The sequence below is a fragment of the Rummeliibacillus suwonensis genome, assembly GCF_007896435.1.
Taxonomy (GTDB): Bacteria; Bacillota; Bacilli; order Bacillales_A; family Planococcaceae; genus Rummeliibacillus; species Rummeliibacillus suwonensis.
The window spans coordinates 2,333,535-2,347,895 of the sequence record NZ_VCBL01000001.1 but is presented as its reverse complement, the minus strand read 5'-3'; the positions used below and the strand labels follow the sequence as shown (position 1 = coordinate 2,347,895).

The following is a 14,361-nucleotide window of genomic DNA, read 5'->3' as shown; positions in this document are numbered from 1 at the left end:
TGTGGTAGCTAAGAAAGAAAAAGAGTTATCAGGAAAACAAAAAGCAGCACTCCTATTAATTTCTTTAGGACCAGAAGTTTCAGCTGCTGTGTATAAACATCTAAATGAAGAAGAAATTGAAAAACTTACGTTAGAGATTTCAAGTGTTAAAAAAGTAGAACCAGAAATTAAAGAAGAAATCATTGAGGAATTTCATAATATTGCGCTTGCTCAAGATTATATTTCACAAGGCGGAATTGGCTATGCTAAAACCGTACTAGAAAAAGCATTGGGCAATGATCAGGCACAAGCCATTATCAATCGTTTAACTTCATCCTTACAAGTAAGACCATTCGATTTTGCACGTCGCACAGATCCTGCTCAAATATTTAACTTTATCCAAAATGAGCACCCACAAACGATCGCTTTAATCTTATCTTACTTAGAGCCGCAACAAGCAGGAGTGATTTTATCTTCTTTACCACAGGAAGTGCAGGCAGATATTGCTAAGCGAATTGCGACGATGGATTCTACTTCACCAGAAGTAATTAGCGAAATTGAATCAGTTTTAGAACGAAAATTATCATCAACAGTTACTCAGGATTATACAGAAACTGGTGGCGTGGATGCTGTTGTTGAAGTGTTGAATGGTGTTGATCGTCAAACTGAGAAAACCATTCTCGATGCACTCGAAATTCAAGATCCAGAACTTGCAGAAGAAATCAAAAAACGTATGTTTGTTTTCGAAGATCTTGCTACACTCGACAATCGTTCCATCCAACGTGTTATTCGAGATTGCGAAAACGAAGATTTACTGCTTGCACTGAAGGTTTCTAGCGAAGAAGTAAAAGAAATCATTTTCAAAAATATGTCCCAACGTATGGCAGAGACATTCAAAGAAGAAATGGAAATCATGGGACCTGTTCGCTTGAGAGATGTAGAGGAAGCTCAATCTCGCATTGTTGCCATTACACGTCGATTAGAAGATGCAGGTGAAATTATTATCGCTCGGGGTGGAGGAGATGACGTCATTGTCTAAGATTTTCCGATTCGATGATTCTAATCATTCTACAAAAGATTTCCGCACCATTGAAATACAAGAATTATTTGTTACACAAGATGACGTAGAAGAGGATATAACTCCAGAGAATATTTTAGCAGAGCGAAATAAACTTTTAAATGAAGCACAGCAAGAAATTCAAAATCAAAAAGATGCATTTGAACAACAGTGTTTATTGGAAAAACAAGCGCTGGCAGATGACAAAAATAAATGGCAACAAGAAAAAGTGGAACTGCAAAAACAAGCATATGATGAAGGCTTTCAACAAGGGTTTGAAGATGGACGTTCAAAAGCGGAAGATAATATGTCTGAGTCCGTTCGAATAGCCAATAATACAATAGCTCAATCGAAAGTAAATGCAGAGCAATATTTGCAACAACAAGAAAACATTATTTTGGATATCGCTATTCGGTCTGCTGAAAGAATTCTTGGGATGACTTTAGAAGAAAATCATGAACGCTTTATTGATGTAGTTCGAAGAGGTTTAAAAGAAGCGAGGGAAATGAAAGAAATCAAATTATATGTTTCGCCAACATATCATCAACTAGTAACTGAACATCGTGAAGAACTAAGCGGAATGTTTCCTGTAGGTGTCCCATTCATGATTTTTGTCAATGAAGATCTCGGGGATACGGATTGTTATATTGAAACAAATCACGGGAGAATCATTGTTAGCATTGATCAACAATTGAATGAGCTGAGACTAAAACTTGGAGAAATTTTGGAAAGCGTGGATTGAGGACAATGAAAGCTGTAGAGTTATTAGAGCACATATCATCTATACAAACGTTTAAAAAATTTGGACGAGTTACGAAAGTAGTCGGTTTAATGATTGAGTCACAAGGACCCGATAGCTCGATTGGAGATGTCTGTAAGATTCATGTCAATACGGTTAAACATGGTCATCAAGAAATTTTTGCCGAAGTGGTTGGGTTTAAAGATGAAATTGTTATATTAATGCCTTATACATCTCTTCGGGAAATTTCAATAGGGTGTTTAGTTGAAGGAACAGGAATTCCATTAGAAGTAAAAGTAGGACCTGAACTTATTGGAAAAGTACTTGATTCAATGGGATTGCCAATTGATGGTAGTAGCTTACCCAAAGGATTAACAACAGTTCAAACGGAAGAGGATCCACCCAACCCATTAACGAGGCCGCCAATTAATGAAACATTGGCAGTTGGTGTAAAAGCAATCGATGGAATGTTAACCGTTGGAAAAGGCCAGCGTGTAGGTATTTTCGCTGGTTCTGGTGTTGGGAAATCAACACTTCTTGGAATGATTGCCAGAAATACTGCTGCTGATTTGAACGTCATTGCACTAGTTGGTGAACGTGGTCGTGAAGTACGAGAATTTATCGAGCGTGACTTAGGTGAAGAAGGACTAAAACGGTCGATTGTCGTTGCTGCTACTTCTGATCAGCCAGCACTAATGCGTATAAAAGGTGCTTTTACTGCAACCGCTATAGCGGAGTATTTTCGTAATCGTGGACTAGATGTCATGTTGATGATGGACTCGGTTACGAGGGTCGCCATGGCTCAGCGCGAAATTGGATTAGCAACAGGCGAACCGCCCGCACAAAAAGGATATACGCCATCCGTTTTTGGCCTATTACCAAAGCTTTTAGAACGAACAGGGACCAATGAAAAAGGCTCTATTACAGCATTCTATACAGTTCTTGTAGATGGTGATGATATGAATGAACCAATTGCTGATACAGTGCGAGGGATTTTGGATGGACATATTGTTTTAGACAGAACATTAGCAAACAAAGGTCATTATCCAGCGATAAATGTTTTAAAGAGTGTTAGCCGGTTGATGAATCACATTGCAACGCCTGAACATGTAAAAGCAGCAGAACATTTGAGGGAACTCTACTATACCTATGATAAGTCAGAAGATCTGATTAATATCGGAGCCTATAAAAAGGGTACTTCAAAAGAAATTGATGAAGCTATTTATTATGAACCATTGATTACATCCTATTTAAAGCAAGGATATAGGGAGAACATTAGTATGGAAGATAGCGTTGCAGAATTAGTGAAATTATCGAATGGCGGTGCGAATTAGATGCAGACTTACAAATATCGCTTTGATCAAGTAATGATTGTTAAACAGCAAGAAAAGGACCAAACCGAAATTGCCTATAAAGACGCCACGAAGTCATTTGAGGATATAGCTACAAGATTATATAACCTTCTTAAGAAGAAAGAAGATCTGATCAATTTTCAAGAAAAAAAGTTAGCAAAAGGTGCAACGATTAATGAAATTCATCATTATTCAAGTTTTTTAAACAGTGTTGAAAAATCAATTGATGAAACACAGCAAAAAGTTATCCAAGCACGCTCCAAAATGGAGTGGCATAAAGATAAATTAATAGAAAAATCATTAGAATGCCGTAAATATGAAAAGATGAAAGAAAAAGATTATCAAACTTATCACAAAGAGCAAGAGCGTCTTGAAATGATTGAGCTAGACGAGCTTTCATCCATTGCATATTACAACAAGGAAATCAGGTGATCATATGGCAACGACTCCTAGAAAAAAAGTAAGTAAACAAAAATCACCAGTTGAAGAGGTTGAAGAGAAAAAAAAGCCGGGAATCATTCAAAAACTATTCTTCTGGGTGATCATACCTTTACTCTTTGTATCAGCTATTCTCCTAATAGCTGCAGAAGTTACAGGTACAAATGTATTTGAAAAAGTGAAAGAAATAACTGGATCTTCTTCAACAGATGAAAAAGCGAAAGATACAAAAAAATTGAACACCAATAACGAAAAACAGATTGCTGATCTGAAAGCCCAAGTTCAAGAAAAGGAAGCGGAAATTGCTAAGTTGCAAGGAGAAGTGGAAGATTCCAAAAGTGAAAAGTCAAAAATGGCAATTGAAAAACATCGCTTAGAAATACAAATCAAGAAACTTGAAAAGGGCAACAACACAGTAAAGACGAAGTTTAATGATCTTGTTACAACCTATGAAAAAATGGCGCCAAAAGCAGCTGCACCGGCCATAACAAATCTAAAGGATGCTGAAGCAGTAAAAATTCTCGCAAGTTTAAAACCAGCTACTCTAGCGGCAATTCTAGAAAAAATGCCTTCGGATAAAGCCGCACACTATACAGAGCTATTGGCTAAAAATCAATAATACTACAGATTTTGAAAGGAGGTGAAAACATGAATGTAGAATCATTAGATTTTTCAAAAACTGTGAAGGCTGAACCAACAAAAGTTCAAAAAACATCAAGTAAACAAAAATTTTCTGATTTACTAACTACAGCAAATTCTTCTGATTCTCAGAACAATGTGAAGTCGGAGAATGTGCCAAAAGATTCAAATGAAGTTTCTTCACAAAAAAAAGTAGAAACAACTTCTACAGATAGCGCAAAAACGGTACAAGAAGATAAATCGAAGAAAGTGGAAGATACTAAGGAAGAAGCTTCAGATAGCAAAAAAGTTAGCCAATATACATTTGATTTGACAAGTGGCTTAGAGGGATTGTTAGGGACAGTTTCAAAACTTGCAGATGCGCAAAAGAAGGATTCTGACATTTCTATCGAGGATTTACTGGCAATTATGAATGCTTCTACGTTGCAGAATTTAAATGCTGCAACTGGACTAGCGTTAGACGAGGATGATCTTTCAGGAAAGTTATCATTGGATAATTTATTGGAAAAGCTGGGTATTAACAAAGAAGATTTGCAAAATACGATACAACAGCTGACCGGTAAAAAAGCAAATACTGATGATGTTTGGAAAATGCTTGAAAACATTGGTCAAAATGCAGTAGCTTTTGTACAAAATCTATTCGCAGCTATTAAAGGTGACACAACTTCAAAAATTTCGAAAGATCAAGCATCACAATTACTTCAAGTGTTAAAAGTAATTGAAGTGGTTGCTCCTAAAACAGATTTATTGTTAAAACAAGAGTATCAAACATTTCAAGTAAAAGAATTATTATCGACACTTTCAACAAAAGCAGAAAGTATTCAAGCACAAAATACAAAAACAGATTTACCCTTTGCAAAGTTAAATGACTCTCAGACACTAACTGTTAAATTGGTAGATTCAAACGGCAATGACAATGTAAGCACACTATCATCCACTGTGAAGACTTCAACGACAACTGTTACGCTAACATTGCCTGCAAACAAGGCAGCACAGGGAGAAGCCTTTGTAAAGGAATTCCAAGCCATTATGAATCGTAGTCAATTCTCCAATAATGCTGCAGGTACAAAATTGCTTATTAAATTGTATCCAGAAAATTTAGGTTCTATTCGAGTAGAACTTATGCAAAAAGATGGTGTGATGACAGCGCGCTTTTTAGCTTCTACAGCCGTTGGTAAACAAATGCTGGAAAGCCAATTACAGCAATTAAAGCAGGGTCTCGTGAATCAGAATATCCAATTAGATCGTATTGATGTTTCACAGGCATTAACAGAAACAAACCGAAATGAAAGAGATCATCAACAATCATTCCAGCATTCATTTAAGCAACAATCCCAAGAACAGCACAAAGAACAAAAAGATGATGATGATGAAAAAGTAAGCTTTAACGATATTTTAATGGATTTGGAGGTTTAAAGAATGGCTGATACAACTGTTACAAATGAGATTCCTTCTGATTATTATTTGAAAAATAACAAGTCGACAAAAGAAACAGGGAATAGTTCGTTAGATAAAGATGCCTTTTTGAAGTTACTTGTCGCACAGTTACAAAATCAAGATCCAACAAGTCCAATGGATGATAAAGAATTCATTTCTCAAATGGCTCAATTTTCATCATTAGAGCAAATGCAAAATGTGGCAAAATCGATTGACTCATTATCAGAAATTGCTCAGCAATCCCAACTCATGCAATACAATGATTTTATCGGAAAAGAAGTTACATGGCATGAAATAACGGACAAGAAAGATGAAAAAGGAGATCCAATTATTAATTCAGGTACAGGAATTGTCAGTAAAATTGCATTCACAGGCGATAATGTTAAAATTACGCTTGCAGATGGTAAAGAATTAGAACCTGCAAATATATCTGGAGTAAATAGTTCTTCTGAAGGGAACACATCTAATTCATTGGTCGAAGCAAGTATGCTTATCGGAAAAAATGTATCTTATAAAGAAGAGGATGCTTCAGAAGAAACGACTGATTCTGTAAAATCAGTAAAAAAAGCTGCGGATGGCAGTGTCGTTTTAGTACTAGCGAATGGCAAAGAAATTCAAGTAGATCAACTGTCCTCTATCTCAATATAAAGGGGATGAATGAGTGATGAATATAAAATATATTCAGCAGCCGTATCACATACAAACACGATTGACATCGAATGTTTCTAATGACAAACAATCTGTGAAGCAATCGTTTCAAAACATATTAGAATCTGAAGAAGCAAAACAGTTAAAAGTGAGCAAACATGCTTCAAATCGCTTGCAAGAACGTAATATAGCGATTGATGATAAGCAATGGGAAAAAATCACAAACAAAGTGTTTGAAGCAAAATCAAAAGGTGTCAACGATTCTTTAGTTTTAACAAACAATGCCGCGCTTATCGTAAGTGCCAAAAATGCAACAGTCATAACCGCTATGAATCGTCAAGAAGCACAAGATCAACTATTTACCAATATTGATGGCACAATCGTGCTAGAATAGGCAGGACCTTTTAAAGGGGGCCTATGTATTACTGAATGATAGAGGTAATACAGTTTAAATCGAAAGGGGAAAATAATTATGCTACGTTCGATGTTTTCAGGAGTCAGCGGACTTCGAAATTTCCAAACAAAATTAGATGTCATTGGGAATAATATTGCTAACGTTAACACTTATGGCTTCAAAAAAGGTCGCGTTATTTTTAAAGATTTAATCTCACAAACAACACAAGGGGCCACAGCACCTAATGGTACTCTAGGTGGAGTAAACCCTAAACAAATTGGTCTTGGCTCACAATTAGCAGCTATTGATACCATACCAGATCAAACTTCTTTCCAAACAACAAACCGCGTACTAGATTGCGCCATCGAAGGTGATGGCTATTTTGTTGTATCAGATGGAACAAATAATTATTATACACGTGCTGGAAATTTTTATATAGATAATAATGGTACATTAGTATCTGGTGATGGTAAAAAAGTTGTGACAGACCAAGAATTTACAATACCAACTACTGCAACAGAGTTAACGATCGGTCAAGATGGTACAGTTTCCTATGTACAGGATAATGAGAATGTAGTAGCAGGAAAAATCCAAATTGCACGTTTTGCAAATCCTGGTGGGTTAACAAAGGTAGGAGGAAACTATTTCCAACCGTCCAATAACTCAGGAGAACCCATAATGGGAAATCCAACAGAAGAAGGTCGTGGTGCAATCATCTCAAGTACTCTTGAAATGTCCAATGTTGATTTATCCGAAGAATTTACTGAAATGATTATTGCACAACGTGGTTTCCAAGCTAACTCACGTATTATTACAACTTCTGATGAAATTCTTCAAGAATTAGTAAATCTAAAACGATAATGATTGGGTCTTTAAATTATTGATAAAGGAAGGGGGCTGGGCCGGCTCTTTTTACACCCGGCCCTTACATCCTATGATTGCACTGACGAAACTAAATAAAAAACCGTTCTCATTAAATGCTTTATACATAGAATCGGTCGAGGAGTTTCCTGATACGACAATCACGTTAACGACCGGGCGAAAATATGTTGTGTTAGAAACGAAGGATGAAGTTCAAAAAAAAATAATCGAATTTTATCGTAGTGTACAACTCCTATCAAACCCGTACTTGAGAGGTGAAGAAGATGAAGAATAACAAATTATTAACCATTATGTTGATCATTTTAGTTTCTATTACACTTATAGGTGTTGTAGCAGTAGTTGTTGTTACCCAATTGAATAAGGGTTCAGCAACTGAAGTGCAAAACATTGATGATATCGTTGAATCTTCAGTTGATGTGGAGGAAATTACAACGAATATCGCCGATGATAATTATATAAAAATAGCTCTTAAAATCCAGACAACAAGTAAAGATGCAGCGGAGGAATTGACAAAACGTGATTTCCAAGTAAAAAGTATCTTGATCGAGGAATTGTCAGAGATGACGAAAAAAGATTTAGAAAGCAAGTCAGGGAAAGAGATGCTTAGAAATACATTAAAGACGAAAATCAATGATTTAATGCAAGATGGTGAAGTACAACAAGTATATTTTACTTCGTACATCATTCAGTAAGACATAATTAGAATCGTAATGGAGGTGGGAAAATGGCAGGAGATGTGTTATCACAATCCGAGATTGATGCGCTTTTATCTGCATTATCAACAGGGGAAATGACGGCGGATGATATTAAGAAAGATGAGGAGGCAAAAAAGGTCAAAGTCTATGACTTCAAACGTGCTCTTCGCTTCTCAAAAGATCAGATTCGCAGTTTAACCCGAATACACGAAAACTTTGCACGTTTACTCACAACTTTTTTCTCGGCCCAGCTAAGAACATATGTGCAAATTACAGTCGCATCAGTCGATCAAATACCATTTGAAGAGTTTATTCGTTCGATTCCGAATATGACTTTGATCAATGTATTTGAAGTCCCTCCTTTAGATGGTAATATCTTAATGGAAATCAACCCTAATATTGCGTATTCTATGTTAGACAGGTTGATGGGAGGAACGGGAGCCAGTCATAGCAACGTTGACAATCTAACGGAAATTGAAACAAAGATTATGACAAACCTATTTGAACGTTCTTTTGATAATTTACGAGAGGCTTGGGTCAATATTGCGGATATAGATCCAATATTGACGGAACTAGAAGTAAATCCGCAGTTTTTACAAATGATTTCACCGAATGAAACAGTCGTTGTTATTTCGTTTAACTCGATTATAGGTGAGACAAGCGGTATGATTAACATTTGTATCCCTCATGTTGTACTAGAGCCAATCGTCCCGAACTTGTCTGTTCGCTACTGGATGCAATCAAACAAAAAAGAACTGTCACCAGAGCAAACGGCTATTATCGAAAGACGTGTGAAGCAATCTGAATTGGAGGTTATTGCTGAACTAGGAACTACTGAAATAAGCATTGAAGATTTTCTCATGTTGCAATTTGGTGATGTCATTCAGTTAGATCAAAAAATTAGTCAACCACTGGTGTTAAATGTAGGAGGTATTCCTAAGTTTACAGTCCAACCAGGTAAGCTAAAAACTAGGATGGCTGTGCAAGTAATAGAGTCTTTGAAAGGAGGAGACGATGATGAGTGATGATATGCTCTCACAAGAAGAAATTGAAGCCCTATTAAAAGGCGAATCTATCAATAAAACAGATAACGAACCGTCTTCTCAGGAAAAATATAATGTAAATGATTATTTGGATACAATGTCTCAAGATGCACTTGGAGAGATTGGAAATATTTCCTTTGGAAGTTCTGCCACTGCATTGTCTTCATTATTAGGGCAAAAAGTTGAAATCACAACGCCTACAATTAGTATGATTAACCGCGATAATTTGGAAGAAGAATTTCCACATCCCTATGTCGCTATTCAAGTTGAATATACTACAGGATTAATGGGAACGAATCTGCTTGTTATCAAGCAATCTGATGCAGCGATTATCGCAGATTTAATGTTAGGCGGAGATGGACATACACCTTCAGAAGATTTAGGTGAAATTCACTTGAGTGCTGTTCAAGAAGCGATGAATCAAATGATGGGATCAGCCGCTACATCTATGTCAACAATCTTTAATAAGAAAGTGGATATCTCTCCACCAACAATCGACTTGATGAATATTTCCAAAGATGAGGGAACCGACAATATCCCTTCAGATAAATTACTTGTAAAAGTGTCATTCCGGTTGAAGATTGGTGATTTAATCGATTCAAACATCATGCAATTGTTACCTTTAGAATTTAGTAAATCTTTAGTGAAACAATTAATGAATCCTGGACAAGAGGAAGCGGCTGTTACAGCGACTGCGGTTCCAGAAGGGAAGCCACCAGTACAACAGCAAGCTCAGCCTTCTGCAGCGCCAGCACAAGCGCCAATTCAGGAAGAAACAATAGCGGCAAGACAACAACCTGCGCAACCAATGTATGAACAACCATATACAATGCAGCATCAAGCACCGCAACAACCTGTGAATGTGCAACAAGCGCAGTTTGCAAGCTTTGAAAATACTAATTTAAAACAAGCAGAAGCTAGAAATTTAAATATGCTACTTGACATACCACTACAAGTTACTGTTGAATTAGGACGTACGAAGCGTTCCGTTCAAGAAATTTTAGAGCTAGCGAGTGGTTCAATTATTGAATTAGATAAATTAGCTGGTGAGCCAGTAGATATTCTAGTCAATAGTAGGCTAGTAGCTAAAGGTGAGGTTGTTGTAATCGATGAAAACTTTGGTGTTCGTATTACAGATATCTTAAGTAAAGCGGATCGACTTAATAATCTTAAATAGTTATTCATTGGAGGAGTTAAGCATGGCAAAACGTATTTTAATTGTAGACGATGCAGCTTTTATGCGCATGATGATCAAAGACATTTTAACTAAAAATGGCTTTGAAGTTGTTGGAGAGGCTAGTGACGGAGCACAAGCAGTGGAGAAATATGGAGAGTTGAAACCAGATTTAGTGACAATGGATATCACAATGCCAGAAATGGATGGTATTGCAGCATTAAAAGCTATTAAACAACAAGATGCTAATGCCATTATTATCATGTGTTCAGCAATGGGACAACAAGCAATGGTTATCGATGCTATTCAAGCTGGTGCAAAAGACTTTATTGTAAAACCATTCCAAGCTGATAGAGTAATTGAAGCCATCCAAAAAGCGTTAGGTTAATAGAATGCTTTACAGAACATTTTTGAAACTGATATTGTGTGCATCCTTTTTGATCATTTTTTCTAGTCAACCATTTCAAACTGATACGGTCGTCTATGCAGATTCTAATGATTCTGTAAATGATTGCTACAAAAATCCAGATGCATGCAAAAATGATTCAACGTCAGCTGTCGATCAAAAAGATCGGTCGACAGCTGTTGGCTTTTCTGTATGGGATTACGTAAAAATGGTATTAGCGCTGATTTTTGTGATTGCCTTGCTTTATGGTGTTCTTAAATTCGTTAATAGCCGCAACAACAAATATCAACAAAGTCAGTTAATGCAAAATTTAGGTGGTATATCTCTTGGCCAGCAAAAATCAGTGCAACTTCTTAAAATAGGAGAATCGTTGTATTTAGTTGGTGTAGGTGATGATGTCAATATTTTAAAAGAAATTACCGACAAGGAAGAAAAAGAGCGATTGTTAGATTTATATAATGATAAACAAGAGTTGACAGCACAAGTGCCTTACGTTGCCGAAATGATTTCGAAGTGGAAGGGAAGACACGCTGAAAAGGATGCAGATTTATCAAATGAAGACTTTAATCAAGAACTTCAAAAGCGATTATCAGAAATCCAACAGGATCGCCAGAAAGAATTAGAAGACTGGAAGCAGAAGGAGCGGGAAAATGAATGAGTGATTTTGTTAATTACTTCTCCAATAGCAATCCAGCAAATGTTTCTGCATCTGTTAAATTGATGCTGTTGCTGACCGTTTTATCGTTAGCACCAAGCATTTTGATCTTAATGACGTGTTTTACACGAATCGTTATCGTTTTATCTTTTGTACGGACAGCATTGGCAACACAACAAATGCCACCAAACCAAGTAATCGTTGGTTTAGCATTATTTTTGACATTTTTCATCATGGCACCCACTTTTCAAGATGTAAACAAGAACGCGTTGCAACCATTATTCGACGAAAAAATCACATTGGATGAAGCTTACTCAAAAGCAAGTGAACCTTTCAAAGAATTTATGAGCAAGCATACAAGACAAAAAGATTTAGACTTATTTTTGAAATATTCTGGAGCAAAAGAACGTCCCAAAACTATTAAAGATATTCCACTTACAACAATGGTTCCAGCATTTGCGATAAGTGAGTTGAAAACGGCGTTTCAAATGGGCTTTATGATATTTATACCGTTCTTAGTAATCGATATGATTGTAGCAAGTGTTCTTATGTCGATGGGGATGATGATGCTACCACCAGTAATGATTTCATTGCCATTCAAGATATTATTATTTATTTTGGTGGATGGTTGGTATCTTGTAGTGAAGTCACTATTAGAAAGTTTTTAGGGGATGAAAAAACATGACAGCAGAAACGGTCATCAAAATCGCAGAAGAAGCGATAAAAGTAATATTGCTTGTATCAGGTCCGTTATTACTTGTTGCATTAGTTGTTGGTCTTTTAGTCAGTATTTTTCAAGCAACTACTCAAATTCAGGAGCAAACACTTGCTTTTGTACCCAAAATTATTGCAGTACTTGTTGCTATTATCTTTTTCGGTCCCTGGATGCTTACCAAAATGACTTCCTACACAAAGGATATATTTGAAAATTTAGGACGTTTTATAGGGTGATAGAATGGAAGAATTAGTTCCGAAAACAACCGTCTTTCTTCTGATTCTCGTAAGAATTTCTGCTTTTTTTATAACGGTTCCATTTTTTTCTTATAAAACGATTCCAACCAAAGTAAGAATTACGCTTGCGGTAGTCTTGTCTTGGATGATGTATTATACGATGGATGTAAAACCATTTGAAGTTAATGGAGAATACATATTGTTAATCATGAAGGAGGCCGTTGTTGGTCTTTCAATAGGACTTATTGCTTATATGATTATGGCGGCTATTCAAATTGCAGGAGGATTTGTTGATTTCCAAATGGGATTTGCTATTGCCAATGTAATTGATCCACAAACAGGCGCACAAAGCCCATTGTTAGGCCAATTTTTTAATATTTTAGCTCTTCTTGTATTGTTAGGAACGGATGGTCATCATTTAATCTTAGATGGAATTTTTTATAGTTATCAGTATATTCCAATGGATCATGTGTGGCCGGCATTCGGATCTGGTGATTTACCACAATTTGTGCTAAAAACATTTGGTACACTTTTTGGCATTGCTTTTCAAATGTCAGTTCCGATAGTAGCAACATTATTTTTAGTTGATATTGCTTTAGGTATTACAGCACGAACAGTACCGCAATTAAACATATTTGTTGTTGGTTTTCCCGTTAAAATCGGTGTAAGTTTTATCGTACTGATCGTTATGTTAGGTGTGATGGTTGCAGTAATGGAAAAGCTATTCAATTTTATGATGATTAGTATGCGAGATTTTATGGCTCTTTTAGGTGGTGGATAAGATGCAATTGCTTCAGTTGGACCTGCAATTTTTTGCAGGAGAGAAAACAGAAAAAGCCACACCTAAGAAACGTCAAGATGCTCGTAAAAAAGGTCAAATATTAAAGAGTCAAGATGTAACAAGCGCACTTGTATTATTATCGGTATTTCTTTTTTTATTGATAGCAGCATCTTTTATGCGTGATGGAATCATGTCCTTTTTTAGTCAAACTTTCTCAAAATATATGAGAGTTGATACATTATCTATAGAGTTAGTCGTAAAAGTTTACAAAGAAGTTCTATCTGAAATGGCTGTCATCATATTGCCGATCATGGCTATTGCAGTTATTGCAGGGGTTATAGGAAACTTCCTGCAATTTGGTCTTTTATTTACAACAGAACCGTTAAAATTTGATTTAACAAAGCTTGATCCAGTCAAAGGAATTAAGAGATTATTCTCTACTAGAGCTTTGATAGAATTACTAAAATCTGTATTAAAAATTTCATTAATTGGTACAGTAACGACAATGATTTTATGGATAAACATTAGCAATGTCTTAAGTTTATCATTTAAGTCACCATGGGCAGCGCTCATAACGGTTTCAAAGCTTACTGTATTAATGGGGATTGCAGCATCTATCGTTCTTTTATTCATCGCTGTTCTCGATTATTTCTACCAAAAATTCGAATATGAAAAGAACTTAAAAATGTCCAAACAAGATATTAAAGATGAATATAAGAATACCGAGGGTGATCCTCTCATCAAGTCTAAAATCAAACAACGTCAACGTGAAATGGCGATGCGTCGTATGATGCAAGAAGTCCCACAAGCTGATGTTGTTATTACAAACCCAACTCACTACGCTATTGCTTTAAAATATGATGAAGAAACAATGGATGCCCCAAAAGTAGTCGCTAAAGGGACAGATTTCATCGCTCAAAAGATTAAGCTGATTGCAAAAGAAAATGATGTGGTAATGGTGGAAAATCGGCCTTTAGCTCGTGCTATGTACGATCAAGTCGAAATTGGACAACGTATCCCAGATGAATTTTTTAAAGCTGTAGCTGAGGTTTTAGCATATGTATATCGTGTTAAAAGAAAAATATAAAGAT

General features: G+C 36.2%; 19 protein-coding genes. All 19 read left to right on the top strand.

Features of this window, described 5'->3' with window-relative positions; translation table 11 throughout:
- Nucleotide 1: 1 nt before the first annotated feature.
- On the top strand, nt 2-1,018 hold the full coding sequence (fliG, locus tag FEU33_RS10760; RefSeq protein WP_146549364.1) for a flagellar motor switch protein FliG: 1,017 nt from the start codon (nt 2-4) through the stop codon (nt 1,016-1,018).
- On the top strand, nt 1,002-1,778 hold the full coding sequence (fliH, locus tag FEU33_RS10755) for a flagellar assembly protein FliH (protein ID WP_146549363.1): 777 nt from the start codon (nt 1,002-1,004) through the stop codon (nt 1,776-1,778). Before fliG ends, fliH begins: the two co-directional genes overlap by 17 nt.
- A 5-nt stretch (nt 1,779-1,783) precedes the next feature.
- Nucleotides 1,784-3,109, top strand: coding sequence for a flagellar protein export ATPase FliI (fliI, locus tag FEU33_RS10750; RefSeq protein ID WP_146549974.1), 1,326 nt, complete (start codon nt 1,784-1,786; stop codon nt 3,107-3,109).
- On the top strand, nt 3,110-3,559 hold the full coding sequence (gene fliJ, locus FEU33_RS10745) for a flagellar export protein FliJ (protein WP_146549362.1): 450 nt from the start codon (nt 3,110-3,112) through the stop codon (nt 3,557-3,559).
- The gene (locus FEU33_RS10740) at nt 3,531-4,184 is read left to right on the top strand and encodes a MotE family protein (protein WP_243881109.1); all 654 of its coding nucleotides are present in this window, start codon (nt 3,531-3,533) and stop codon (nt 4,182-4,184) included. Before fliJ ends, FEU33_RS10740 begins: the two co-directional genes overlap by 29 nt.
- Before the next feature lie 29 nt (nt 4,185-4,213).
- Entirely contained in the window at nt 4,214-5,620 is a 1,407-nt protein-coding gene (locus FEU33_RS10735; protein WP_146549360.1) for a flagellar hook-length control protein FliK, read from the top strand.
- Between the two features lie 3 nt (nt 5,621-5,623).
- Nucleotides 5,624-6,289 (top strand): flagellar hook assembly protein FlgD, encoded by a 666-nt coding sequence (flgD, locus tag FEU33_RS10730; protein WP_146549359.1) that lies wholly within the window; start codon nt 5,624-5,626, stop codon nt 6,287-6,289.
- A gap of 16 nt (nt 6,290-6,305) precedes the next feature.
- Nucleotides 6,306-6,683: a TIGR02530 family flagellar biosynthesis protein gene (locus FEU33_RS10725; protein WP_146549973.1), complete on the top strand. Its 378-nt coding sequence runs from the start codon at nt 6,306-6,308 to the stop codon at nt 6,681-6,683.
- A 78-nt stretch (nt 6,684-6,761) separates the two neighbouring features.
- Nucleotides 6,762-7,544, top strand: a complete 783-nt coding sequence (gene flgG, locus FEU33_RS10720; protein WP_146549358.1) for a flagellar basal body rod protein FlgG — start codon at nt 6,762-6,764, stop codon at nt 7,542-7,544.
- Between the two features lie 73 nt (nt 7,545-7,617).
- Entirely contained in the window at nt 7,618-7,839 is a 222-nt protein-coding gene (locus tag FEU33_RS10715) for a flagellar FlbD family protein (RefSeq protein ID WP_119414291.1), read from the top strand.
- A complete protein-coding gene (gene fliL / locus FEU33_RS10710; RefSeq protein ID WP_146549357.1) occupies nt 7,829-8,257 on the top strand; it encodes a flagellar basal body-associated protein FliL in 429 nt (142 codons plus the stop codon). Before FEU33_RS10715 ends, fliL begins: the two co-directional genes overlap by 11 nt.
- A 32-nt stretch (nt 8,258-8,289) precedes the next feature.
- Nucleotides 8,290-9,285 (top strand): flagellar motor switch protein FliM, encoded by a 996-nt coding sequence (gene fliM / locus FEU33_RS10705; RefSeq protein ID WP_146549356.1) that lies wholly within the window; start codon nt 8,290-8,292, stop codon nt 9,283-9,285.
- Entirely contained in the window at nt 9,278-10,480 is a 1,203-nt protein-coding gene (gene fliY / locus FEU33_RS10700; protein WP_146549355.1) for a flagellar motor switch phosphatase FliY, read from the top strand. Before fliM ends, fliY begins: the two co-directional genes overlap by 8 nt.
- 22 nt (nt 10,481-10,502) lie before the next feature.
- On the top strand, nt 10,503-10,865 hold the full coding sequence (locus tag FEU33_RS10695; protein WP_146549354.1) for a chemotaxis protein CheY: 363 nt from the start codon (nt 10,503-10,505) through the stop codon (nt 10,863-10,865).
- 49 nt (nt 10,866-10,914) lie between these two features.
- Nucleotides 10,915-11,541, top strand: coding sequence for a flagellar biosynthetic protein FliO (locus tag FEU33_RS10690; protein WP_244951010.1), 627 nt, complete (start codon nt 10,915-10,917; stop codon nt 11,539-11,541).
- The gene (fliP, locus tag FEU33_RS10685) at nt 11,538-12,206 is read left to right on the top strand and encodes a flagellar type III secretion system pore protein FliP (protein ID WP_146549352.1); all 669 of its coding nucleotides are present in this window, start codon (nt 11,538-11,540) and stop codon (nt 12,204-12,206) included. The genes FEU33_RS10690 and fliP overlap by 4 nt, the downstream gene beginning before the upstream one ends.
- A 13-nt stretch (nt 12,207-12,219) precedes the next feature.
- Nucleotides 12,220-12,489, top strand: a complete 270-nt coding sequence (gene fliQ / locus FEU33_RS10680) for a flagellar biosynthesis protein FliQ (RefSeq protein WP_146549351.1) — start codon at nt 12,220-12,222, stop codon at nt 12,487-12,489.
- A gap of 4 nt (nt 12,490-12,493) precedes the next feature.
- The gene (gene fliR, locus FEU33_RS10675) at nt 12,494-13,270 is read left to right on the top strand and encodes a flagellar biosynthetic protein FliR (protein ID WP_146549350.1); all 777 of its coding nucleotides are present in this window, start codon (nt 12,494-12,496) and stop codon (nt 13,268-13,270) included.
- Between the two features lies 1 nt (nt 13,271).
- Entirely contained in the window at nt 13,272-14,357 is a 1,086-nt protein-coding gene (gene flhB / locus FEU33_RS10670; protein WP_146549349.1) for a flagellar biosynthesis protein FlhB, read from the top strand.
- The last annotated feature ends 4 nt before the right edge of the window (nt 14,358-14,361 follow it).